We start from the raw sequence: 22,018 nt of genomic DNA, 5'->3' as shown, positions 1-22,018 counted from the left end.
AAACGGGAATTGCCCCGCGAATCCAGACCCAGGCCGAGCATGACCACTAACTGAACGGCAGCGGGAGTTGCTGGTGGCCGCGGGCCAGGGCTGTGGGTGGGGTGGGGCGGGTGGTGGTCAGGGTGAGGAGGGTTCGGAGGGCTGCGATGACTTCGGCCGGGGTGTCGCGGATCATCGACGGGGTGGCGCTGACCACCAGGATGCCGTGGGACTCCAGGCGCAGGCGGCGGCGGAGAGTGGCGTGCCAGGAGTCGCGCGTGTAGTGGTACTCCGCCGAGTCGATCTCCAGAGCCACGCCCTCGTCGGGCCAGTAGGCGTCCGGGCTTGCCAGGAACGTGCCGTCCGGGGTGTGGAGGCGGGCGTTCCACAGGGGCGTCGGGAGGTCCGTGGCCGCGAGGGTGTCACGGGCCTGGGCCTCGGCGACCGAGCGGACTCCGGCGAGGAGTTCCGCCGCCGCCGCGCGGATCGCGGGGCGGGTCAGGAGGCGGGCGGCACGCAGTTCGGCGTGCAGGTCCTGCGGGTGGCACCAGCCCGACTGGACGACCTGGGCGAGGACCGAGCGGATCCGGTCCGCCGGCTCCTCGGTCCGGGCCGCGAAGTCGGCGGCCGCGCGCACCGGACGGGTGCTCGGGATGCCGGAGACGGTGATGGTGCGGGGCCAGCGGGTGGTGGGGTACGGGCGTACGTCCGGGGATCCGGCGAGCCGGCGCGGGGCGCGGATCAGGACGTCGGCCGGGGTGGACGGGGCTTCGCGGATCCCGAGCAGGGCGAGGGCCGCACCGCCGGTGAGGGCGGCGGTCTCGCCGGAGAGCGGGTCGGAGCCGGGCTCGGCGGCGTAGAGGACGGCCGCGAGGGCGCGTTGACGGTGGTCCGGGGGGCCGGTCTGGAGGAGGTAGACCCGGGGCAGCAGTCGCTGCCAGGGGCCGCCGGGGCGGGTACGGGAGGTGATCGTGCCGGGTGGGACCCCGGCGGTGGTGGTGAGTTGGTGGCGCGTCGCCAGGTTGAGTTGGCGGCGGGCGGTGGAAGTGGGGGTGGGCGTGGGAGTGGTACGGGTTTGGGTGGGGTGAGTGCTGGGTGGGGCTTGGGCTGCCTCCACGGGTTGAGGCGGCTCTGGGGCGCGGGCCGTCGCAGCCTCCGCGGATTCCGTGGCCGGGGTGGCCTCCGTGGTCCGGTTGGCGGGTGGGGGCGTGGGCGTGGGCTCAGTGGCCCAGATCGTGGGCATGGCCTGGGCTGCCGGCTTGGCCCCGGCGGCCCGCCTGGCCTTCGCCCGGTGTGCCGTGTGCGTGGCTGTCGCCGCGTGGGCCGGGGGCAGCGTGTGCGTGGTGCGTGTGGTGCGCGTGGTGGGGTTCATGGCCGCGGTATGCCCGCCCCGAGTGGCTCGGACGCTCCTCGGGGCGATGTTTCGGAGCTGCCTTCAGGCGCTCGCACGGCCTGTCCGACGCCGTCTAGGAGCGCTTCCCGTGGCGAGGCCCGGCGTCCTCGTGGCGGGCGCCTTCGGTCACGCCGGAGGAACACGACCGATGGGTATGGGGATTCCCCTTGGGCTCCCGGGTACCGCCGGTCGCTCGGCCCAGCCGGTCGGCGGCCGCCGGCCGGGCGTGAGCGGGCGTGCCCCCGCGGCGGTCGGCGTTCGGATACGTGCCGTTCCCGGGGTTCGGGTCGTCCGGGCAAGGTCTGCGAGGGGGCTGCCGGGTCGGCAGGGCTGCGCCGTCCGGTCCGGGAGGGGAGGGCGCGGCGCCGGGGCTGGGCTGGGCTGGGCTGGGCTGGGCTGGGCGAGAAGACGATGACGCCCGTCTCCGTTGCCGCTCAGGCCCGGTGTGCGGGGGCCGGGAGGGCGGGGCGGCCTACGCCGCCCGGTTCGGGTGGTCCGGGGACAGGAAGACGATGACGCCCGTCTCCGTACCGGGCAGGGCCGCGACCTCGTGCCAGCCCAGGCGGCGGTACGTGGCCACCGTGTTCTTGGCCAGCCGGCTGGTCAGCAGCCAGGCGCGGCGGTCCGGGGCGTCGGTGGTGATCTCGGTGAGGAGGTCCCGGGCGGTGCCTCGGCCGCGCGCGTAGGGGCGTACCGCCAGTTCGTCTATCTCCAGTGCCCCGGTGAGGAGTTCCTTCACCCGGGCCGAGCCGAGCTGCGCCGCGACCTGGGCGTACGCGCGGTTCTTCGGGAAGGTCGCCGGGGTGATCCAGCCCGTGGCGAAGCCGTCGATGCCGGTGGCGGACTGGATGAAGGCGGTACGGAAACCACGGCGCCGGGCGTCGGCCGGGAGCCGGGTGGCGAACTGGCGAATGGTTTCTTCGTCTTCGTTCCACGGCGGGGCGGAGAAGACGTCGGCGTAGGCGTCGACCAGTTCGTCCGCGAGGTCGAGGACGGCCTGTCCGTAGCAGATCACGATGTCCTGGCTCCTGATGTGGGATGGGAAGGAGGGGCGGGAGGGGGCGCGGTGGTTTGCCCCTTTGGGTGGGAGATTGAATTTATGCCCATCAGGTTCCCTGAGCAGACATCGCGCGGATCCGGCGAGTGTGCGACAAATCCCCTCGGCGCGGTCCGTGTCGGGCGGCCGGGCGGCCGCGTTGAGCAGCACGTGGACAGACTGCTTCGGGCCGCCGGCGGGTGCGGGCTCGCGTTTCTGCTCGTGTTGGGCGTGGTGGCGGTGCTGCCGCGCGGTGTACGGGACGCGGTGCCGGATCCGGTGATCGGCGGCGCCGTACTGGTGTTGGGTGCCGTGGGGGCCCGACGGGTGGTCAAGGGTTCGAGTTAGCCTCGGGGTGAGTATGTGTGCACGTATGAACCGATGATGTGAGGGAGTTGGACAGCATGGCACGGGTTCCGAGTTCTGTGGTGGCGGCCGCCGGTCTGGTCGGCGGTTACGCCGTCGCGCGGTGGACCAAGAAGCGGCCGCTCGGTGGCGTCGTGCTCGGCGCCGCGGGAGTCGTGGCCGGGCGGGAGTGGCACAAGCGCGGCGGTGCCCCCGCCGCGGCCGGGCTCGGGGCGCTGTACCTCGCTGGGTTCGCCGGTGCGCACCCGCTGGCGAAGAAGGTCGGAGCCTGGCCGGCGGTCATCGGCGCCGCGGGCGTGGTGGCCGCCGCGTCCTGGGCCGTCGCCGACCGGGGCTGACCGCCCTGGGCCGTGTCCCCCTGCATCCGTGTCGGGGGCCCGGCGGCACGGATGCCTCCAAGTCGGCAGGGGCAGAGGGCCCGCACGCGGCTCTGAGGGGCAAAAAAGGCAGCGGGCTCCTGCGCGGCCCGTCAGGCAGGATGAGGGCTCCAATCGGCTGGGGGCCCTCACGTGAGTTACGAATTGCAGGCGGTCATCGCCGGCGACGCGCTGGTTCGTGCTGCGGCGCGGGAGGTTCCGGGTGCACGGGTGGCGCCTCTTCGCCAGGGCCTGGCGCTGATGCCGATGACGGACGAGGTCCTCAACGCCGTAGCGAACGGTACCGAGGTCGGGGCTCTGGGGTTCTGGCGTCTGTCGGGAGGCCTCCAGGAGCTTCTCGCCCAGTGGTCCGCCACAGGCCCGGTCGCCTATGTGGAGGCCGAGTACTTCGGCGGGACGGGCGAGCAACGAGCAGCCGTCTGGACCGACGGGGCACTGGCACTGGGACCGCTGGATGAGCCCACCACGAGGCAGATCTCCCGAGCGGTCAGCCCCATCTCCCAGGCCCTGCGACGGCTGGGCGCGAGGAGCAGCCCGGGCAAGGACGAATTCGACGCCGTGGGGCTGTACCGGCATCGGCACAGCGGCGAATGGATCGCTTGACGAGCGCCTGCCGCAATCCCGTAGGAACGGCATGTCCCCGGCTCTTCCGATGCCCCGATGTAGCCGCCACGTGTGCGGGGCGACCTACGTGAACTCCGCTGAGAGCCCAGTCCCGGCGCCAGGGCGAGGAGCCCTCGGGCCGGACCCCGGGACCTCCCCCGCCCCCGCCCTACGCCCCGAAGGCCCGCGACACGGTGTAGATCAGGAGGCCCGCCAGCGCGCCGACCACCGTGCCGTTGATGCGGATGAACTGGAGGTCGCGGCCGATGTGGGCCTCGATCTTGCGCGAGGTGTGCTCCGCGTCCCAGCCCGCCACCGTGTCCGTGATCAGCGAGGTGATCTCCGCACGGTACGTGGTGACCACGTAGACCACCGCGCCCTCGATCCAGCCCTCCACCTTGTCCTGGAGGCGGCCGTCCGTGGCCAGCCTGGCGCCCAGGGACATCAGTGAGGAACGGACCCGCAGGCGCAGCGCGCTCCGCTCGTCCTCCGCCGCCGAGATGATCATCGAGCGGACCGCCGTCCAGGTGGAGGCGATCACGTCCTGGATCTCCTCGCGCTGCAAGATCTCCGACTTCAGGCGCTCCACCCGGGCCCGCGTCTGTGTGTCCGACTGGAGGTCCGCCGCGAAGTCGGCGAGGAAGCGGTCCACCGCCCCGCGCGCCGGGTGCTCCGGCATGTCCCGCATCTCCTGGACGAAGCGGAGCAGTTCCTTGTAGACGCGATCGCCGATCTTGCGGTCCACGAACCTCGGGGTCCAGCCGGGCGCCCCGCCCTGCACCGCCGCCTCCACCGACTCGGCGTGGGTGACCAGCCAGTCGTACGCCCGCGCGCACACCAGGTCCACGACCCGGCGGTGGCCGCCGTCGGCGACGACCTTCTCCAGCGTCTTGCCGATCCCCGGCGCGATCTCCGCCGTCTCGGCCCGCCGCGTGATCGCCTCGCCCACGACGGCCTGCACATCGGAGTCCCGCAGGACCGTCAGCGCCCCGCGCAGAGCGGTCGCCAGCTCCGCCGTGACCCGGTCGGCGTGCGCGGGCTCGGCCAGCCAGGCGCCGAGCCGGCCGCCGATGCCCAGCGCGTGCAGCCTCGTGCGCACCACGTCGGCGGAGAGGAAGTTCTCCCCGACGAACTCCCCGAGCGAGACGCCGAGCTGGTCCTTCTTCGTCGGGATGATCGCGGTGTGCGGGATGGGCAGGCCGAGCGGCCGCCGGAACAGGGCGGTGACGGCGAACCAGTCCGCGAGCGCGCCGACCATGCCCGCCTCGGCCCCGGCCGCGACGTACCCGGCCCAGCCGCCCGCGCCCGCGTGCTCCGCCCACTTCGCCGCTACGTAGATCAGCGCGACCAGGACCAGCAGGCCGGTGGCGGTCCGCTTCATCCGGCGGACGCCGCGCCGGCGCTCCTCGTCCGCCTCGCTGAACACGAAGCCGCCCCGTGCCGCAGCCCCGGTCGATGACGTCGCCGACGAAGACGCCGACGATGTCGGTGACGAGGACGGCTCGGCCTCCGCCGTAGACGTCGTGCTGCCCTGCTCCACGTGCTCCTGCCTTCCCCCGGGCGACGAGTTCGTCCGCAAAGCGTCCGACTTCATAGCATCCGACTCCCGGGGCGCCCGGGGAGTTCCCGGCGCGCCGTACTGATCCTCCCGGCTGCGGAGCCCGGGTCCCCTACAGGCCGATCCCTTACAGCTCCTTACCGCCCCTTACAGCTCCTTGCGCGGCTTCTGCTTCGCGACCGCCCGCTGCTTCGGCGGTTTCACCTTCACCTCGACCCCGCCCCAGAAGGCGAGGCCCGTCACGACCACCCGCGGAGCCCCCGGCTCCACCGGGCCGGGGCTGTCCGTCTGGTCGAAGCCGCCCATCACGCCGATGCCGCGTACGTCGAGCTCGACGCCCGGCGGCACGATGATCTGGATGCCGCCCATGATGGCGACACAGTTGATCACCACCTCCCGCTCCGCGAAGCTCGCCTCGCGCAGGTCGAGCTCGCCGCCGCCCCAGAACGCCACGGCGTGGAAACGGGCGGGCACGGTCCAGTTGCCCTTGCGCTGGAAGCCCGACATGACCGCCACGGCCATCGCCGGGCCGCCCGCCATCCCTCCGCCGCCCACGATCCGGGCGGGCCAGTCTGCCTGCGAGCCCGCGGGCACCGCCTTCGTCAGCCCCACCGGAGCCACCGGCGCGGCCGCGATCGGGGCCGTCGCGCCGAGCGCGGGCAGATCCCGCGTCAGCGGTTCGAGCTCCGCGTACGTACGGGACCGGTAGGCCGCGTCCAGGCGCTCCTCGAACTCGTCCATGTCGAGCCGGCCCTCGGCGACGGCGTCCCGCAGCCGGTCCACCACCCGCTCCCGGTCGGCGTCCGAGGCCCGCAGCTCCGGCAGCGGTGCCGGCCCCGACGAGGGCGACGGCCCTCCTGGCAGCGCCGCCTCCGGCAGCCCCGTCTCCGGCAGCGACTCCTCGGACCGCGACTTTTCGGGCACCGGCTTCTCAGGCCGCTCGTCACTCATGAAGACCAGCCTATGCAGTCACCCCGGCAAGCGGTACGGCCCCGAACCCCGCTCCGGCTCAGGGTTGTCCCTGATTTATCCCCGCCCCGAGCCAACCCCGCGCCGATCCAACCCCGCGCCGACCTACCCCCGCCCCGCGTACATCCGCGCGATCACGTCCTCGATGTCCGGCTCCCGCACCGACAGGTCCAGCAGCGGATACTCCGCCGCCACCGCCGCCACCAGGGGAGCCGCCGAAGCTCGCGCCGGGAACGCCAGCCACTGCCGCGCGCCCTCCACCTTCACCACCCGCGCCCCCGCCACCTCGATCGGCGGGAGCTCCCGCTCGAGGTCCACCACCAGCGTCCGCTCGCTCGCCACCGCGCCGTCCGCGCCGTCCGCCGTGTGCAGCCCGCCCAGCGAGCCGTCGTACACCAGCCGCCCGTGGTCGATCACCATCACCCGCTCGCACAGCTGCTCGATGTCCTGGAGGTCGTGCGTGGTCAGCAGCACCGTCGTGCCGAGCTCCTCGTTCAGCTGCCGCAGGAAGCCCCGTACGCTCGCCTTGCTCACCACGTCCAGCCCGATCGTCGGCTCGTCCAGGTACAGCACGTCGGGGTCGTGCAGCAGCGCCGCCGCGATGTCCCCGCGCATCCGCTGCCCCAGCGACAACTGCCGTACGGGTACGTCGAGCAGCTCGGCGAGGTCGAGCCGGTCCACGCAGCGCTCCATGTTCTGCGCGAACCGCGCCGGCGGGATCCGGTACATCCGCCGCATCAGCGCGTACGAGTCCTTCAGCGGCAGATCCCACCACAGCGTCGTGCGCTGCCCGAACACCACGCCGATCCGGTGCGCGAGGCGCATCCGCTCCCGCGCCGGGTCGATGCCGGCGACCCTCAGCCGGCCGCCGCTCGGCGTGAGGATGCCGGTCAGCATCTTGATGGTGGTCGACTTACCGGCGCCGTTGGGCCCGATGTAGCCGACCATCTCGCCCCGAGCCACCTCGAAGCTGATCCCGTCCACGGCCCTGACCTGCCGTTTCTCCCGGCGCACCAGGCCCACCCTGCGGCGCACGTCGAAGACCTTCTCGACCTCGTGCAGTGAAATCAACGCATCCGGATCCGGCATGCCTAGCTCCCCGTGCTGCGGTACGAACGGACCCCCGCGCGCCAGGCCAGCGACGCGGGGAGGAACACCACGAAGGCCACCAGCGGGCTCGCGTACGCCACCCACCCCGGCAGCCCCAGCGGATCGGGCCGGCCCAGCACGTACAGGGCGGGCAGCCAGTTGACGAAGGCGAGCGGCACGATGAAGGTCACCCCGCGCAGCAGGTCCTTCGCGAAGACGGTCGGCGGGTACTGGAGCATGGTGCAGCCGCCGTAGGTGAAGCTGTTCTGCACCTCCGCGGCGTCCCCGGCGAGGAACTGGAAGGCCGCCCCGGCCACCATCACGGCGCCGAAGATCGCCGCCCCGGCCGTGATCATCACGGGCACCATCAGCACCTTCCCGACCGTCCAGTGCAGCTGGTCCAGCTCCGAGACGGCCCACCCCAGCACCGCGAGCCCCTGCACGATCCGCCCCAGCCTGCGCAGCGCGAAGCGGTCGGCCGCCACCTGGGCGAGCACCGGGACCGGGCGGACCAGCATGGTGTCGAGGGAGCCGTCGCGGACCCGGGCGCCGATCCGGTCGGTGTTGCCGAGCAGCAGGTCGGCCAGGCCCAGGGAGGCCGAGCAGGACCCGTACAGCAGGGCGATCTCGGGCAGTGTGAAGCCGCCCAGCTCGTCCACGTGCGAAAACATGATCGTGATCGCGACGAAGTCGAGGAGCGTGATGGCCGCGTTGCCGAAGGTCGAGAGGAGGAAGGACGTGCGGTACGTCATCGTCGACCGGATCCACATCGCGGCGATCAGGCCGTAGCCGCGCAGCCCTTCCAGGATCCGGCTGCGCTGCGGGACGAGGAGTCCGGGCTCCGCCGCCGCCTCGGTCAGGGCAGTCACCGCGCCCCCTCCCTCCACCACCCGCTCAGCCACCCTGAACCACCACCTTCCGCGTCGCCGCCGACTGCACCACCCGGCCCAGCCCGAGCAGCACCACCGCCCACGCCGCCTGGAACCCCAGCGCCCCCGCCGTACCAGCGGCCCCCGTACCCCCGCCGAGCAGCACGTCCACCGGCACCTGGAGCATCGCCGCCCACGGCAGGAGCCGGACGAACTCCCCGAAGCCGCCCGGGAACACGGTCAGCGGCAGCAGCATCCCGGAGAAGAAGATGGAGACGACGGTGGCCATCATGTTGATCCCGGCCCCGTCCATCAGCCAGAAGGCCGCCAGCCCCAGCAGGTAGCGCAGCGCGAAGCTCACCACCAGCCCGAGGAACACGGAGACCAGGAAGAGCAGCCAGCGCAGCGGAGCGGTCGGCAGCGCCAGTTGGAAGGCGAACGCGCCGACCACCAGCGGCGCCACTCCGCGGCCCAGGAGTTGGAACACCGCCCGGCCCAGGTCACCCGCGAGCCACCACGCCTGGAGATCGGCCGGACGGTACAGGTCGACGGCGATGTCACCCGTACGGACGCGCTCTTGGAACTCCTCCTGGAAGCCGCCGCCGATCAGCGCCCCCGCGGAGAGCAGCGCCTGACTGACCCACATGAACGTGAGGGCCTCGGCCTGGTCGTAGCCGCCGAGCCCGGGCCGCTCGTCCCAGAGCGCGATGTACGTGTAGGCCAGGATGAAGCCGAACACGGTGTTCGTGAACACCCCGGCCGCGGTGGCCGTCCCGTAGGTCGCGTACCTGCGAAAGCCCCCGGCGGCAACCGCCCCGTAGAGCCCGGCCCGCCGGGTCATCGGCTCGCGCACCTCGTCCCCTCCGTTTCCCGGATCGTTGCTGCGTCGTTCCCAGGTCGGCCACAGCGCGCCAGGGTCCCAGGTCGGCCACAGCGCGCGAAGGTCCCAGGTCGGCCAAAGCGCGCGAGCTTAGTGCGGAGGGGCGATCCACGCGAACGAATTACGCCCGTCCGGAGCGGAAGCGGCGGCCATCGGGTAGACAGCATGAGGTACAGATGTGGATATTTCGTACGGCGCCGAGGAGTCCCGGAGATGAGCGACCCGTCACCACCGCCCGGATGGACGCCTCGCGATCCCGACACCCCCGACGGACAGCGGCCCCCCGGCGCCGACGCGTCCCCGCAACCCGGAGCTCCCCCCACGGCCAAGGACGCGAAGAGAGCGGAGAAGGAGCGGGCCAAGGCGGCCAAGAAGGCCAAGCGCAAGCGCACCGGCTGGCGCCGCCTCCTCCCGACCTGGCGCATGGTCCTGGGCGCGTGCCTGATGCTCGCCCTGCTCATCGGCGGCGCCCTCGTCGCCGGTTACCTGCTGGTCCACATCCCGCCCGCCAACGCGGCCGCCACGGCACAGTCCAACGTCTACCTCTACACCGACGGCACCCAGCTCGCCCGCGACGGCGAAGTCAACCGCGTCAACGTGCAGCTCTCCCAGATCCCCCGGACCGCCCAGGAGGCCGTACTGGCCGCCGAGGACCGCGACTTCCACTCCGAACGCGCCGTGGACCCCGCGGCGATGCTGCGCGCCGCCTGGAACACCGCGACCGGCAAGGGCACCCAGTCCGGATCGACCATCACCCAGCAGTACGTCAAGAACTACTACCTGGGCCAGGAACAGACGATCAAGCGGAAGGTGAAGGAGTTCTTCATCGCGATCAAGCTCGGTCGTGAGAAGTCGAAGAACTACATCCTCGAGGGATACCTGAACACCAGCTACTTCGGCCGCAACGCCTACGGCATCCAGGCCGCCGCCCAGGCCTACTACGGCAAGGACGTCGGCAAACTCACCACCGCCGAGGGCGCCTACCTCGCCACCCTCCTCAACTCCCCCAGCGCCTTCGACGTCGTCGCCCACCCCCAGGGCCGCGGCCGCGCCCTCGCCCGCTGGAACTACGTACTCGACGGCATGGTCAAGAAGGGCTGGATGACCCCCGCCGAACGCAGCTCCACCCGGTTCCCCGAGCCCGGCAAGGTCCGCCCGGCCGCCGGCCTCTCAGGACAGCGCGGCTACCTCGTCGAGGCCATCAAGGACTACATCGCCGGGAACAAGATCCTCGACGACAAGACCCTTGCCGAGGGCGGCTACCGCATCACCACGACCATCGACAAGACCCGCCAGACCGCCATGGTCGACGCCGTCAACGACAAGATGGTCAGCAAGCTCGATCCCCAGACGCGCAAGGCGGACCGCGTCGTACGCACCGGAGCCGTCTCCATCGACCCGGCCACCGGCAAGGTCGTCGCCATGTACGGCGGCATCGACTACACCAAGCAGTTCATCAACAACGCCACCCGCCACGACTACCAAGTCGCCTCCACCTTCAAGCCGTTCGTCTTCGCCTCCGCCGTGCAGAACGACTCCCGCACCCAGGACGGCCGCACGATCACCCCGTTCACCATCTACAACGGCGACAACAAGCGGCGCGTCGTCGGCAGCCGCATCCCCTACGCCCCGGAGAACGAGGGGCAGGTCAGCTACGGCAACATCACCGTCAACACCGCCACCGACCTCTCCGTCAACTCCGTCTTCGCCCAGATGGTCGTCGACGTCGGCACCGACAAGGTCAAGCAGACCGCCATCGCCCTCGGCATCCCCGAGAACACCCCGAACTTCGACGCGGGACCGGCCATGGCACTGGGCACCATGCAGGCCAGCGTCCTGGACATGACCCAGGCCTACGCGACCCTCGCCGACCACGGCCGCCGCACCCCGCACACCTTCGTCGAGAAGATCACCAAGGCCGGGGACACCATCCCGCTCCCGTCCCGCGACCCGTCCCAGGCCGTCAGCCGCGAAGCCGCCGACACCACCACGTCCATGCTGGTCAGCGTCGTGGACAACGGCACCGGTACGGCCGCCCTGGCCGCCGGCCACCCGGCCGCCGGCAAGACCGGGACCGGCGAACTGGACCGCTCGGCCTGGTTCGCGGCGTACACCCCGAACCTGGTCACCGTCGTCTCGATGATGGGCCAGGACCCCGACACCGGCTCCCTGGAATCCCTCTACGGAGCCCTGGGCGAGGCCCGCATCGGAGGCGGCGGCTACCCGGCCCGGATCTGGGCCCAGTACACGAAGACGGCCTTGGCGGACACCGACCCCGTCGACTTCGACCTGGAGCTCATGCCGGGCGCGAACCGACCCCCGCAGCCCCCGCCCGTGGACCCGGACCCGAGCCAGTCCGAGGAGGAAACCCCGGGCGACCGCCCCTCGGGCCGGCCGGGCCGCCCGACGCGGAGCCCGTCGACGGGCGGACAGACGAACGGGGGCCAGACGACGGACGGGCAGACCAACGGCGGCCAGACCGACGGGGGTCAGAACACCGGCGGCCAGACCACCGGGGGCCAGACCACGGGCGGCCAAACGGACGGAGGCCAGACGGACGGCGGCCAGAACACCGGCGGCCAGACCGACGGCGGCGCCACGACGGGCGCCACCACGGGAACCCAAGGCGGCACCACCGAGGGCCTGCGCCCACCGGCGGACCTACTGGAGTAGGTCAGTGAACCGGTGGCTCAGTGACCGGAGGTCGCCTTCAGCCCCACGACGGCGGCCAGCAGCAGACAGATGAAGAAGATCCGGGCGGCGGTGACGGGCTCCCCCAAGGCGACCATCCCGACCACCGCCGCACCGGCCGCGCCGATGCCGACCCACACGCCGTACGCCGTACCGATCGGCAGGGTCTTGACCGCGATCGACAGCAGCACCATGCTCGCCACGATGCCGGCGCCCGTGAACACGCTCGGCCAGAACCGGGTGAATCCCTCGGTGAACTTCATGCCGATCGACCAAGCGACTTCGATCAGACCGGCGACGATGAGCAGAACCCAGGCCATGACAGGCACCTCCGGAACGAGAGCGGAACGGGGTGCGTCGTCTTGTCATGCGGCCGCTGGCCACTGGCCAAGGGCAACCCGGTACGGCGCGTCTCGTCGGGGGTTCCCCACCACCGTAGCAAAACCGAACGAAAAGGGCCGGTGACCATGGTCACCGGCCCCTTTCACAACTCTCGGGGGACTAGAGGTAGAGCCCCGTGGAGTCCTCGGACCCCTCCAGCCGCTCGGCGGCCACGGCGTGCAGGTCCCGCTCCCGCATCAGCAGGTACGTCGCCCCGCGGACCTCGACCTCGGCCCGCTCCTCGGGGTCGTACAGCACCCGGTCCCCCGGCTCGACCGTCCGTACGTTCTGCCCGACCGCGACCACCTCGGCCCAGGCCAGCCGCTTGCCCACCGCGGCCGTCGCAGGAATCAGGATGCCGCCGCCCGAGCGGCGCTCACCCTCCGGCGAATCGGATTTCACGAGCACGCGGTCGTGCAGCATGCGGATGGGCAGCTTGTCGTGGGTAGTGGTGTTCTCGCTCACGGCCCGAACCTACCCGCCCACACCCGCCCCGCACCCCCCAGGGTCATCAGCGCTTTCGTCGCGCCGAGATCACCAGCAGGCCCACGACACCGACCGCGAGCAGCGCGACCGGCACGATCCGCTCGACGCGCGGGGTGCCGTCGTCGTGGCGCAGCGCGTCACCGGCGTCGGTGACGAGGCGGTTCACCGTCGCCACGGCGCGTCCGACGACGTGGTCGATGTCGCTGACCACCTTCGCCTTGGCGTCCCCGACGATCGTCTTGGGGTGCATGCGCACCCCGATCTCGTCGAGCGCCTCGGCGAGCTGCTCGCGGCGGCGGACGATGTCCGCCTCGATCTGTGCGGGGGTCCTGGCTTCCGGCACCGCGCTGCCTCCGTCGTCGTGGTCGGTCCCTCGGCGGGTGTAGCCCACCATGAACAGTCTGTCAGCAGCTTAGTCTCGACACCGTACCGATCCCCTCTTGAGGAGACTGTTGAGAATGAGCGAGCGACTTGAGCCGGGCGACATCGCCCCCGCCTTCACCCTGCCCGACGCGGACGGCAACGAGATCTCGCTCGCCGACCACAAGGGCCGCAAGGTGATCGTGTACTTCTACCCGACCGCCCTGACGCCGGGCTGCACCAAGCAGGCCTGCGACTTCACGGACAACCTGGCCGTCCTGGCCACGGCCGGCTACGACGTCATCGGCGTCTCCCCGGACAAGCCGGAGAAGCTGGCGAAGTTCCGCGAGCAGGAGCACCTGAAGGTCACCCTGGTCAGCGACCCGGAGAAGGAGACCCTGACGGCGTACGGCGCGTACGGCGAGAAGAAGCTGTACGGCAAGACCGTCACCGGGGTCATCCGCTCCACGGTGATCGTCGACGAGGAGGGCAAGGTCGAACGCGCCCTCTACAACGTCAAGGCCACGGGCCACGTAGCCAAGATCATCAAGGACCTGGGCATCTGACCCCGCCCCGCCTTCCGGAACGGCCCGCACCCCACAAACGGTGCGGGCTGTTCCGTTTATCGGACGACAGCAGCCGTAACCGTCCGACTATCGGTCCGTTACTCCGTACGAAGGCCGTATGTGCGGCCGATAGGGGGGGATCAATGGCAGTCCGATACACGCGGGAGCTACTGGAAGCCGCGGCCCGTGAGACGAGCAACTGGGACGACGCAGTCCGATGGTGCGGCGGCACGCCGAGCAGCGGCAGTAGGCGCTATCTGCGGACGAAGATGCGGGAAGCGGAAATCGACTGTTCACACTTCCCCACGAAATGGGCACGGCACACGGAGGCGCGGCTCCGGGCGCTGGTGGCCGAGTCCACATCCATCTCGGGGGTGGTCAGTCGCCTCGGCATCAGCAACGTCGGCGGCAACCAGACACACATCGCGCGGCGGATCGCGGCTCTCGGCATCGACACATCGCATTTCGTCGCCACCCGGAGGCGCCCCAAGGGCTCTCTCGGTCCGGCGCTCTCGCTCCGGGATCCGCAGGACGGACGGGTCCCTGGCCAGCGCTTGCGGCGAGAGCTGCTGAAGGTCGGCGTGTCCGAGGAATGCGCCGAGTGCGGCGTCGGCACGGTGTGGAACGACAAACCGCTCCGACACGAGGTCGATCACATCAACGGCGAGTGGTGGGACAACCGGCAGGAGAACCTTCGGTTCCTATGCCCCAACTGCCATGCGGCGACAGACACGTACCGCGGCCGCAAGGCGAGGACGTCGGCATGAGCAAGGTCAGGTACACGCGGGACCTGTTGAGCCGAACCGCGCCACTGGCCACAAGCATGGTCGACCTCATGAGACTTCTGGACACCCCGCTGCTGGCCGGCCCTCGCCGCTATCTGCGCGACAGGCTGGCCCACTACGGCATCGACACTTCCCACTTCGCCGACGAGCCGCTACCTGAACGGGTCCGGCAGCGGTACACGGAAGGGCGGCTCCGCGAAGCGGTCGCACACTCGGACAGCGTCGCGGGAATGCTCGCTTACATGGGCGTCGAGCCGTACAACAGCGCCCCCGTTCACATTGCCAAGCTCCTCGAAAGGTTCGGGATAGACACGTCCCACTTCCCCAGTCGAGATAGTCCCCCGTCGCGCCGCCACTTCGCCCTTGAGGAGATCGCACCCGCCGTCGCCGGAGCGACGAGCATGGCAGGAGTCATGCGCACACTCGGCCACCACCCCTTCGACGGCGCCGCACGTGCCAAGGCCAGGCGGAGCATCGAGGAATACGGGCTGGCGACGGAGCACTTCACTGGCCAGGGGCACACCATCGGGCGCCCGTCCCCCGCGCGCATGCCCTCGACGGCGATCCTGAGGCGACTCGAAACCGGCTCCTCGCGCACGAAGACGGCGACGTTGCGCCGAGCCTTGGACGACCTCGGAGTTCCACATACGTGCGCGGAGTGCGGCATCGGGAAGGTCTGGCGCGGCCGGAGGCTCGTCTTGGAGATCGACCACGTGAACGGTGATCGGCTGGACAACCGCCGGGAGAACCTCCGCTACTTGTGCCCCTCCTGTCACAGCCAGACTCCGACCTTCGCCAAGCGATCAAGGTCGGGTATCCCATCGCAACGAACCACCGCCGACCAGTAAGGTGGTCGCGCGGGTCCGTACCCCAGCTGGCTAGAGGGCGCCGGTTTAGGTCCGGTGTGTCGTGGGTTCGAATCCCACCGGGCCCACAGCTACGGCCGGTGACCATCCTTGATGGTCACCGGCCGTCGGCATTGCCGCTCAGCCCAGCAGCTCCCGGACCACCGGGACCAGGGCTCGGAAGGCCTGGCCTCGGTGGGAGATGGCGTTCTTCTCTGCCGGCGTGAGTTCCGCGCAGGTGCGGGTCTCGTTCAGGGGCTGGAGGATCGGGTCGTAGCCGAAGCCGCCCGTGCCGGCCGGGGTGTGGCGCAGGGTGCCCAGGAGGCGGCCTTCGACCACGCGTTCCGTGCCGTCCGGGAGGGCGAGGGCGGCCGCGCAGAAGAAGTGGGCGCCGCGGTGTTCGTCGTCGATGTCGCCGAGCTGGGCCAGGAGCAAGTCCAGGTTCGCCTTGTCGTCGCCGTGGGCGCCGGCCCAGCGGGCCGAGAAGATGCCCGGGGCGCCGTTGAGGACGTCCACGCAGAGGCCCGAGTCGTCCGCGACAGCGGGGAGGCCCGTCGCCTGGGCCAGGGCGTGGGCCTTCAGGAGGGCGTTCTCGGCGAAGGTGACGCCGGTCTCCTTGACGTCGGGGATCTCCGGGTACGCGTCCGCGCCGACCAGCTCGTGCGGCAGGCCGGCGGCGGACAGGATGGCGTGGAGCTCCGTGACCTTGCCCGCGTTGCGCGTGGCGAGGATCAGGCGGCTGGGCTGCGTGGAGGTCATGCAGCCATTATCCGGGCCGCCCTCCGGCCTCCTGGCCGCGGGCTCAGCCCGGGGTGCAGACCTTCGAGATTTCCTTCGCCGCGTCCGCGACCGGGGTGACGTCGGGGGTCGTGGTGCCGCTCTCGATGGAGGTGCGGACGTTCTGGACGGCCGTGTTCATCGAGGAAATGGCCTTGCTCAGGTCGGCGTTGTCCGTCTGGTCGCCGACCTTCTTGAGGTTCTCCTCGATCGAGTTGAGCGCGTTCTGGGCGTCCTGCGGGCTGTTGCCGGCCTGCGAGACGGCCTGCTGGAGGTCGTTCGCGCCGTCCGTGATGGCGACGGCCGTGTTCGCGCAGTCCATCGCGGTCGAGATCGCGTCGCAGGAGGTGATCGCGGGTATGGCGAGCGCTGCCGTCAGGGCGACGGCTGCCAGGCGGTACTTCGACTTCACTTCGGCCCCCAGGAGGATGATGTGGATGCGGATACGCGGATACGTGGACGGGCGCACGGCTTCGACGCCGTGCACCCGTACAGCGAGAGACGCACGGGCGTGCCGCGCGGTTGCCGCAGCTCGGGCTAGAGCGTGAGCTCCAGGGCGCCGAGCTGGAGGGCTTCCAGGTCGGCGCAGCCGCCGGCGGCCAGGTCGAGGAGGGCGTTGAGTTCCTTGCGGTCGAAGGGCTCGCCCTCGGCCGTGCCCTGGACCTCGACGAAGCGGCCGTCGCCGGTGCAGACCACGTTCATGTCGGTCTCGGCGCGCACGTCCTCCTCGTAGCAGAGGTCGAGGAGCGGGACGCCGTCGACGATGCCGACGCTGACGGCGGCGACGGTGCCGGTCAGGGGCTTGCGGCCGGCCTTGATGAGCTTCTTGCCCTGGCCCCAGGAGATGGCGTCGGCCAGGGCCACGTAGGCGCCGGTGATGGCCGCGGTGCGGGTGCCGCCGTCGGCCTGGAGGACGTCGCAGTCCAGGACGATGGTGTTCTCGCCGAGGGCCTTGTAGTCGATGACGGCGCGCAGCGAGCGGCCGATCAGGCGGGAGATCTCGTGGGTGCGGCCGCCGATCTTGCCGCGTACGGATTCGCGGTCGCCGCGGGTGTTCGTGGCGCGGGGCAGCATCGAGTACTCGGAGGTGACCCAGCCTTCGCCGCTGCCCTTGCGCCAGCGCGGGACGCCTTCGCTGAAGGAGGCGGTGCAGAAGACCTTGGTGTCTCCGAAGGAGACGAGGACGGAGCCCTCTGCGTGCTTGCTCCATCCGCGTTCGATGGTGACCGGGCGGAGCTGTTCGGGCGTACGGCCGTCGATGCGAGACATGGGACCGAGCCTAGCCGGTGCGGGCCCCGGCCCATGTCGCTGCGAGAAGACCCCGTCCGGGTGCGTCCGGTCGGGGTCTTGTCGTACGTATGGGCGCGCGGTGCGGGCGCGCGTACGGCTGTGTGTGAGCCGGTGGGCTCAGCTCACATCATGTCTTCGATGTCGGCGGCGATCGGGTCGGCGTCGGTGCCGATGACGACCTGGATCGCGGTGCCCATCTTGACGACGCCGTGGGCGCCGGCGGCCTTCAGCGCGGCCTCGTCGACCTTGCTTGGGTCGATGACCTCGGTGCGCAGGCGGGTGATGCAGCCCTCGACCTCTTCGATGTTCTCGATGCCGCCGAGCCCGGCGACGATCTTCTCAGCCTTGGTGGCCATGTGTTTCTCCCTGAGTTCTACGAAGAACGAGTCCGACTGACATCCGGCGCCCGGCGTCTGTAGGTACGCCTGCCGCCCGACCGACCGTCCAACCAGGGCGGTCCGTTTCGTCACGGTAGCCCACGGTTGGCCCAGCTACGCGGGCACATGCCCGGTATCTGCCGAATGATGATGATCAGCACCAACCTGCCCTCAGGGCGGGTGAAATGCGACCGCAACACAAGTGGTCTACACCAGTGTGCCGCAAGTGTCGCGACTGCCAAAAACGGGCCGGTCAGGGAGGACGCGGATGAGCGCGAGCAGCGCCGCAGCAGTGCCACAGCCGAAGTGGTGGAACGGCTTGTTCCAAGGGCTGCAGAAGATGGGCCGGAGCCTCCAGCTGCCGATCGCCGTACTGCCGGCGGCAGGCCTCCTGAACCGGTTCGGGCAGGACGACGTGTTCGGCAAGGACGGCCTGGGCTGGACGAACGTCGCCAAGGTCATCGCCTCCGCGGGCGGCGCCCTGCTCAATGCCGACCTCGGCCTGCCCCTGCTCTTCTGCATCGGCGTCGCGATCGGCATGGCCAAGAAGGCGGACGGCTCGACCGCCCTCGCGGCGGTGGTCGGCTTCCTCGTCTACCGGGCCGTGCTGCGCGCCTTCCCCCAGTCCTGCCCCGACGGGACCAAGGACGTCGGGGGCGGCTGCCTGGGTCCCGACCAGACCCTCGCCGAGTACACGTTCCAGAACCCGGGGGTGTTCGGCGGCATCATCATGGGCCTGCTGGCCGCCTGGTTCTGGCAGCGCTGCCACCGCGTCAAGCTGGTGGACTGGCTCGGCTTCTTCAACGGCCGCCGCCTGGTCCCGATCATCATGACCGTCGTGGCGATCGCCTTCGCCGTCCTGTGCCTGTGGATCTGGCCTGCGATCGGCAGCGCGCTGGAGAGCTTCTCGGACTGGCTGATCGGCCTGGGGTCGTTGGGCGCCGGCATCTTCGGCATCGCGAACCGCGCCCTGCTGGTGATCGGCCTGCACCAGTTCCTGAACGTGCCGGTGTGGTTCCAGTTCGGCAGTTACACCAAGCCGGACGGGCAGACGGTCCACGGAGACATCCCGATGTTCCTCGCGGGCGACCCGAACGCGGGCCAGTTCCTCACCGGCTTCTTCCCGATCATGATGTTCGCCCTCCCGGCGGCGGCGCTGGCGATCACGCACTGTGCGAAGCCCGCGCGGCGCAAGGAGGTCGGCGGTCTGATGATGTCGGTCGGCCTGACCTCGTTCGTCACCGGCATCACCGAGCCGCTGGAGTACTCCTTCCTCTTCCTGGCGCCCCTGCTGTACGCGGTCCACGCCGTGCTCACGGGTGTGTCGATGGCGGTGACCTGGGCGTTCGGGGTCAAGGACGGCTTCAGCTTCTCGGCCGGCCTGATCGACTACTTCATCAATTGGGGCCTCGCGACGAAGCCCTGGCTGATCATTCCGATCGGCCTCTGCTTCGCGGTCGTCTACTACGGCATCTTCCGCTTCGCGATCACCAAGTGGGACATCAAGACGCCCGGCCGGGAGTCGGACGAGGAGATCGCGGTGATGCAGGCGGAGAACACCAAGGCGTGAGCCCCGCCGGGACTTCCGGCCCGTGCGAGCCGCGGGCCGGCAGGGGCCCTAAGCACCCCTGAATCCCGGCGAAGGTCCCGCCCGGACCCGCCGACGGTCCTTCGCGGGGGCCGCCGAAAGCCCTCCCGGGCGACGCCGTAAGCCCTGCCCAGTACAGACGAATACGAGACAAAGGCCTCCGGACCCACAGGGTCCGGGGGCCTTTGTCATGTATGTCCCGCTGTGTCTTCCACCACGGAATTGGTGGGTTCCTTACGCGGACCTCACCGTGCTACAACTGGTCTACACCACTGAGTGGTGTAGACCACGTAGGCCTTTCGGCCCGGGGTCCTCCCCTTTCCTGAGACGCCGCCATCCCCCCTTTTGCCATGTCCCCAGGCAGCGTCTTGTCCACTGGAGGAAGTTGATGAGTACGGCCACCGCCGCTCCCGCCAAGAAGCGGGGCTCCGGCCTGATCCAGGGTCTGCAGAAGGTCGGCCGCAGCCTTCAGCTGCCGATCGCCGTCCTGCCGGCCGCGGGTATCCTGCTGCGCCTCGGCCAGCCCGACGTCTTCGGCAAGGACGGCCTCGGCTGGGGCAAGGTCGCCACGGTGTTCGCCACCGCCGGTGACGCCGTCTTCGCCAACCTGCCGCTGCTCTTCTGCATCGGTGTCGCCATCGGCTTCGCCAAGAAGGCCGACGGCTCCACCGCCCTCGCGGCGCTGGTCGGCTTCCTCGTCTACAAGAACGTGCTCACCGCGTTCCCGGTGCACGAGGCCATCATCAACACCACCGAGAACAACGGTGTCGACATCCCGGCGGTGTACAACAACCCGGGCGTCCTCGGCGGCATCATCATGGGTCTGCTCTCCGCGGTCCTGTGGCAGCGCTTCCACCGCACCAAGCTGGTCGACTGGCTCGGCTTCTTCAACGGCCGCCGCTTGGTCCCGATCATCATGGCCTTCGTCGGCGTCCTCGTCGGTGTCTTCTTCGGCCTGGCCTGGGAGCCGATCGGTGAGCTCATCACCAACTTCGGCGAGTGGATGACCGGCCTCGGCTCCATCGGTGCGGGCGTCTTCGGCCTCATCAACCGCGCGCTGATCCCGATCGGCATGCACCAGTTCGTCAACACCGTCGCCTGGTTCGAGATCGGTGACTTCACCAACGCCGCCGGCGCGGTCGTGCACGGTGACCTGAACCGCTTCTGGGCCGGCGACGCGAGCGCCGGACAGTTCATGACCGGCTTCTTCCCGATCATGATGTTCGGCCTGCCGGCCGCCGCCCTGGCCATCGCCCACAGCGCCCGTCCGGAGCGCCGCAAGGCGGTCACCGGCATGATGGTCTCGCTCGCCCTCACCTCGTTCGTCACGGGTGTCACCGAGCCGATCGAGTTCTCGTTCATGTTCATCGCCCCGGCCCTGTACGCCATCCACGCGGTGCTGACCGCCGTGTCCATGGCCGTCACCTGGGCACTCGGGGTGCACGCCGGCTTCACCTTCTCCGCCGGCCTGATCGACCTCGGCCTCGGCTGGAACAAGGCGACCTCGCCCTGGCTGATCCTTCCGATCGGCCTGGTCTTCGCGGCGGTCTACTACTTCGGCTTCCGCTTCGCGATCACCAAGTTCAACCTTCCGACGCCGGGCCGCGAGTCCGACGAGGAGCTCGCCGAGATGGAGAAGGCCGAGGCCAAGTAGGTCTCCCGCCCCACACCACGCGAAAGCCCCCGCTCTCCCGGAAGGGAGGGCGGGGGCTTTCGCGTATCCGTCCGGAGGGCCGGGGCCCGGCTCAGACCTCGTACACCGCGCCCGTGTACGCCAGCTCCACCGGGCCGTCGTAGACCGCGCGGGCGTCCGCCAGGTTGCGTTCGGCGTCCGTCCACGGCGGGATGTGGGTCAGGACGAGCCGGCCGGCGCGGCCGGAGCGGGCGATCTCGCCGGCCTCGCGCCCGTTGAGGTGGAGGTCGGGGATGTCCTCCTTGCCGTGGGTGAAGGAGGCCTCGCACAGGAACAGGTCCGTGTCCTCGGCGAGCAGGCCCAGCTCGGGGCAGACGCCGGTGTCGCCGGAGTACGTGAGCGAGCGGCCGCCGTGCTCGACGCGGATCCCGTAGGACTCGACCGGGTGGCAGACCTTCTCGGTGCGGACCTGGAACGGGCCGATCTCGAAGGTGCCGGACTTCAGGGTCCGGAAGTCGAAGACCTCGCTCATGGAGCGCTCGTCGGGGACGTCCTCGTAGGCGGTGGAAAGCCGCTTCTCGGTGCCCTCGGGGCCGTAGACGGGGATGGTGCCGCAGCGGCCGCCCTCGTGGCGGTAGAAGCGGGCGACGAAGTAGGCGCACATGTCGATGCAGTGATCGGCGTGCAGGTGGCTGAGGAAGATCGCGTCGAGATCGTAGAGCCCGATGTGGCGCTGGAGCTCGCCGAGGGAGCCGTTGCCCATGTCGAGGAGCAGCCGGAAGCCGTCGGCCTCGACGAGGTAGCTCGAACAGGCCGATTCCGCGGACGGGAACGAGCCCGAACAGCCGACGACGGTGAGCTTCATGGAGCGTGAACCTCCGTGGACGGTCCGTGGACGGAATGCGGGCCGTGCGTGGGTCGAGCGTAAGGCGCGAAACGTCCGGTCGCTCCTCCGCGGCAGGCCGTTGTGGGGCGAATCACCTGAGCTGTCACCCGGGGGAGCGACGGGGTGGCCCCGGGTTGCCGTTCGGCACGGCGCCGCGCGTGCCGTCGGCGTGCCGCCGGTGGTGGCGCTGGTGTGCCGCCCGGCGTGCCGCAGCCGCGCTGCTGCCATGCCGGG

24 protein-coding genes and 1 tRNA gene are annotated in these 22,018 nt (G+C 70.5%); 10 read left to right on the top strand and 15 right to left on the bottom strand.

The window, feature by feature from the left end; translation table 11 throughout:
* Nucleotides 1–46: 46 nt before the first annotated feature.
* Both ACFWBW_RS15185 and ACFWBW_RS15180 read right to left on the bottom strand, forming a co-directional pair.
* On the bottom strand, nucleotides 47–1,351 hold the full coding sequence (locus tag ACFWBW_RS15185; RefSeq protein ID WP_385372426.1) for a hypothetical protein: 1,305 nt from the start codon (nucleotides 1,349–1,351) through the stop codon (nucleotides 47–49).
* Between the two features lie 493 nt (nucleotides 1,352–1,844).
* The gene (locus tag ACFWBW_RS15180) at nucleotides 1,845–2,387 is read right to left on the bottom strand and encodes a GNAT family N-acetyltransferase (protein ID WP_385372423.1); all 543 of its coding nucleotides are present in this window, start codon (nucleotides 2,385–2,387) and stop codon (nucleotides 1,845–1,847) included.
* A gap of 192 nt (nucleotides 2,388–2,579) precedes the next feature.
* Between ACFWBW_RS15180 and ACFWBW_RS15175 the strand changes: the two genes are divergently transcribed.
* The 3 genes from ACFWBW_RS15175 to ACFWBW_RS15165 all read left to right on the top strand — a co-directional run bounded on the left by ACFWBW_RS15175 (nucleotide 2,580) and on the right by ACFWBW_RS15165 (nucleotide 3,754).
* Nucleotides 2,580–2,756, top strand: coding sequence for a hypothetical protein (locus tag ACFWBW_RS15175; RefSeq protein WP_385372420.1), 177 nt, complete (start codon nucleotides 2,580–2,582; stop codon nucleotides 2,754–2,756).
* 56 nt (nucleotides 2,757–2,812) lie between these two features.
* Nucleotides 2,813–3,112, top strand: coding sequence for a hypothetical protein (locus tag ACFWBW_RS15170; RefSeq protein ID WP_356509099.1), 300 nt, complete (start codon nucleotides 2,813–2,815; stop codon nucleotides 3,110–3,112).
* A gap of 171 nt (nucleotides 3,113–3,283) precedes the next feature.
* Nucleotides 3,284–3,754 (top strand): hypothetical protein, encoded by a 471-nt coding sequence (locus tag ACFWBW_RS15165; protein ID WP_385372417.1) that lies wholly within the window; start codon nucleotides 3,284–3,286, stop codon nucleotides 3,752–3,754.
* Nucleotides 3,755–3,923: 169 nt separating this feature from the next.
* Here the strand turns inward: ACFWBW_RS15165 and ACFWBW_RS15160 are convergent, their stop codons facing one another.
* The 5 genes from ACFWBW_RS15160 to ACFWBW_RS15140 form a co-directional block, all read right to left on the bottom strand.
* Nucleotides 3,924–5,348 carry a DUF445 domain-containing protein gene (locus ACFWBW_RS15160; protein WP_385372414.1) on the bottom strand — a complete coding sequence of 475 codons (1,425 nt, stop codon included), beginning with the start codon at nucleotides 5,346–5,348 and terminating at the stop codon, nucleotides 3,924–3,926.
* Between the two features lie 111 nt (nucleotides 5,349–5,459).
* Nucleotides 5,460–6,263 (bottom strand): DUF1707 domain-containing protein, encoded by an 804-nt coding sequence (locus ACFWBW_RS15155; RefSeq protein ID WP_385372411.1) that lies wholly within the window; start codon nucleotides 6,261–6,263, stop codon nucleotides 5,460–5,462.
* Between the two features lie 123 nt (nucleotides 6,264–6,386).
* Nucleotides 6,387–7,370 (bottom strand): ATP-binding cassette domain-containing protein, encoded by a 984-nt coding sequence (locus ACFWBW_RS15150; RefSeq protein WP_385372408.1) that lies wholly within the window; start codon nucleotides 7,368–7,370, stop codon nucleotides 6,387–6,389.
* Nucleotides 7,371–7,372: 2 nt separating this feature from the next.
* On the bottom strand, nucleotides 7,373–8,239 hold the full coding sequence (locus ACFWBW_RS15145) for an ABC transporter permease (protein ID WP_385372405.1): 867 nt from the start codon (nucleotides 8,237–8,239) through the stop codon (nucleotides 7,373–7,375).
* Between the two features lie 25 nt (nucleotides 8,240–8,264).
* Nucleotides 8,265–9,080, bottom strand: coding sequence for an ABC transporter permease (locus ACFWBW_RS15140; RefSeq protein ID WP_385372648.1), 816 nt, complete (start codon nucleotides 9,078–9,080; stop codon nucleotides 8,265–8,267).
* A gap of 252 nt (nucleotides 9,081–9,332) precedes the next feature.
* On the opposite strand from ACFWBW_RS15140, the gene ACFWBW_RS15135 reads away from it, so the two are divergent.
* Nucleotides 9,333–11,792, top strand: a complete 2,460-nt coding sequence (locus ACFWBW_RS15135; RefSeq protein ID WP_385372402.1) for a transglycosylase domain-containing protein — start codon at nucleotides 9,333–9,335, stop codon at nucleotides 11,790–11,792.
* 17 nt (nucleotides 11,793–11,809) lie between these two features.
* Here the strand turns inward: ACFWBW_RS15135 and ACFWBW_RS15130 are convergent, their stop codons facing one another.
* From ACFWBW_RS15130 to ACFWBW_RS15120, 3 genes are all read right to left on the bottom strand, one after another.
* Nucleotides 11,810–12,130 carry a DMT family transporter gene (locus ACFWBW_RS15130; RefSeq protein ID WP_385372400.1) on the bottom strand — a complete coding sequence of 107 codons (321 nt, stop codon included), beginning with the start codon at nucleotides 12,128–12,130 and terminating at the stop codon, nucleotides 11,810–11,812.
* 181 nt (nucleotides 12,131–12,311) lie between these two features.
* Nucleotides 12,312–12,656: a co-chaperone GroES gene (locus tag ACFWBW_RS15125; RefSeq protein ID WP_243337241.1), complete on the bottom strand. Its 345-nt coding sequence runs from the start codon at nucleotides 12,654–12,656 to the stop codon at nucleotides 12,312–12,314.
* A 46-nt stretch (nucleotides 12,657–12,702) separates the two neighbouring features.
* Complete coding sequence (locus tag ACFWBW_RS15120; protein WP_385372396.1) at nucleotides 12,703–13,071, bottom strand: DUF3618 domain-containing protein; 369 nt, start codon at nucleotides 13,069–13,071, stop codon at nucleotides 12,703–12,705.
* Nucleotides 13,072–13,135: 64 nt separating this feature from the next.
* Between ACFWBW_RS15120 and bcp the strand changes: the two genes are divergently transcribed.
* The 4 genes from bcp (at nucleotide 13,136) to ACFWBW_RS15100 (ending at nucleotide 15,322) form a co-directional block, all read left to right on the top strand.
* Entirely contained in the window at nucleotides 13,136–13,603 is a 468-nt protein-coding gene (gene bcp, locus ACFWBW_RS15115) for a thioredoxin-dependent thiol peroxidase (protein ID WP_243337246.1), read from the top strand.
* Between the two features lie 143 nt (nucleotides 13,604–13,746).
* Nucleotides 13,747–14,370 (top strand): HNH endonuclease, encoded by a 624-nt coding sequence (locus ACFWBW_RS15110; RefSeq protein WP_385372393.1) that lies wholly within the window; start codon nucleotides 13,747–13,749, stop codon nucleotides 14,368–14,370.
* On the top strand, nucleotides 14,367–15,236 hold the full coding sequence (locus tag ACFWBW_RS15105; RefSeq protein WP_385372391.1) for an HNH endonuclease: 870 nt from the start codon (nucleotides 14,367–14,369) through the stop codon (nucleotides 15,234–15,236). The genes ACFWBW_RS15110 and ACFWBW_RS15105 overlap by 4 nt, the downstream gene beginning before the upstream one ends.
* An 11-nt stretch (nucleotides 15,237–15,247) precedes the next feature.
* Nucleotides 15,248–15,322 (top strand) — tRNA-Leu (locus ACFWBW_RS15100).
* Between the two features lie 52 nt (nucleotides 15,323–15,374).
* Here ACFWBW_RS15100 and rdgB read toward each other — a convergent pair.
* The 4 genes from rdgB to ACFWBW_RS15080 all read right to left on the bottom strand — a co-directional run bounded on the left by rdgB (nucleotide 15,375) and on the right by ACFWBW_RS15080 (nucleotide 17,770).
* Complete coding sequence (gene rdgB / locus ACFWBW_RS15095; RefSeq protein WP_385372388.1) at nucleotides 15,375–15,992, bottom strand: RdgB/HAM1 family non-canonical purine NTP pyrophosphatase; 618 nt, start codon at nucleotides 15,990–15,992, stop codon at nucleotides 15,375–15,377.
* Nucleotides 15,993–16,035: 43 nt separating this feature from the next.
* On the bottom strand, nucleotides 16,036–16,497 hold the full coding sequence (locus ACFWBW_RS15090; protein WP_385372385.1) for a hypothetical protein: 462 nt from the start codon (nucleotides 16,495–16,497) through the stop codon (nucleotides 16,036–16,038).
* A 50-nt stretch (nucleotides 16,498–16,547) separates the two neighbouring features.
* On the bottom strand, nucleotides 16,548–17,279 hold the full coding sequence (gene rph / locus ACFWBW_RS15085; protein WP_250741140.1) for a ribonuclease PH: 732 nt from the start codon (nucleotides 17,277–17,279) through the stop codon (nucleotides 16,548–16,550).
* A gap of 143 nt (nucleotides 17,280–17,422) precedes the next feature.
* On the bottom strand, nucleotides 17,423–17,770 hold the full coding sequence (locus ACFWBW_RS15080; protein ID WP_385372382.1) for a glucose PTS transporter subunit EIIB: 348 nt from the start codon (nucleotides 17,768–17,770) through the stop codon (nucleotides 17,423–17,425).
* A gap of 175 nt (nucleotides 17,771–17,945) precedes the next feature.
* On the opposite strand from ACFWBW_RS15080, the gene ACFWBW_RS15075 reads away from it, so the two are divergent.
* A complete protein-coding gene (locus tag ACFWBW_RS15075; protein ID WP_385372380.1) occupies nucleotides 17,946–19,247 on the top strand; it encodes a PTS transporter subunit EIIC in 1,302 nt (433 codons plus the stop codon).
* Nucleotides 19,248–19,653: 406 nt separating this feature from the next.
* Nucleotides 19,654–20,919, top strand: a complete 1,266-nt coding sequence (locus ACFWBW_RS15070; RefSeq protein ID WP_385372378.1) for a PTS transporter subunit EIIC — start codon at nucleotides 19,654–19,656, stop codon at nucleotides 20,917–20,919.
* A gap of 91 nt (nucleotides 20,920–21,010) precedes the next feature.
* On the opposite strand, the gene ACFWBW_RS15065 is transcribed toward ACFWBW_RS15070, so the two are convergent.
* A complete protein-coding gene (locus tag ACFWBW_RS15065) occupies nucleotides 21,011–21,763 on the bottom strand; it encodes an MBL fold metallo-hydrolase (protein ID WP_385372375.1) in 753 nt (250 codons plus the stop codon).
* Between the last annotated feature and the right edge of the window lie 255 nt (nucleotides 21,764–22,018).

It is taken from the genome of Streptomyces sp. NPDC059957 (assembly GCF_042730015.1).
Lineage (GTDB): Bacteria > Actinomycetota > Actinomycetes > Streptomycetales > Streptomycetaceae > Streptomyces.
This window is presented reverse-complemented; position numbering and strand designations above follow the sequence as displayed.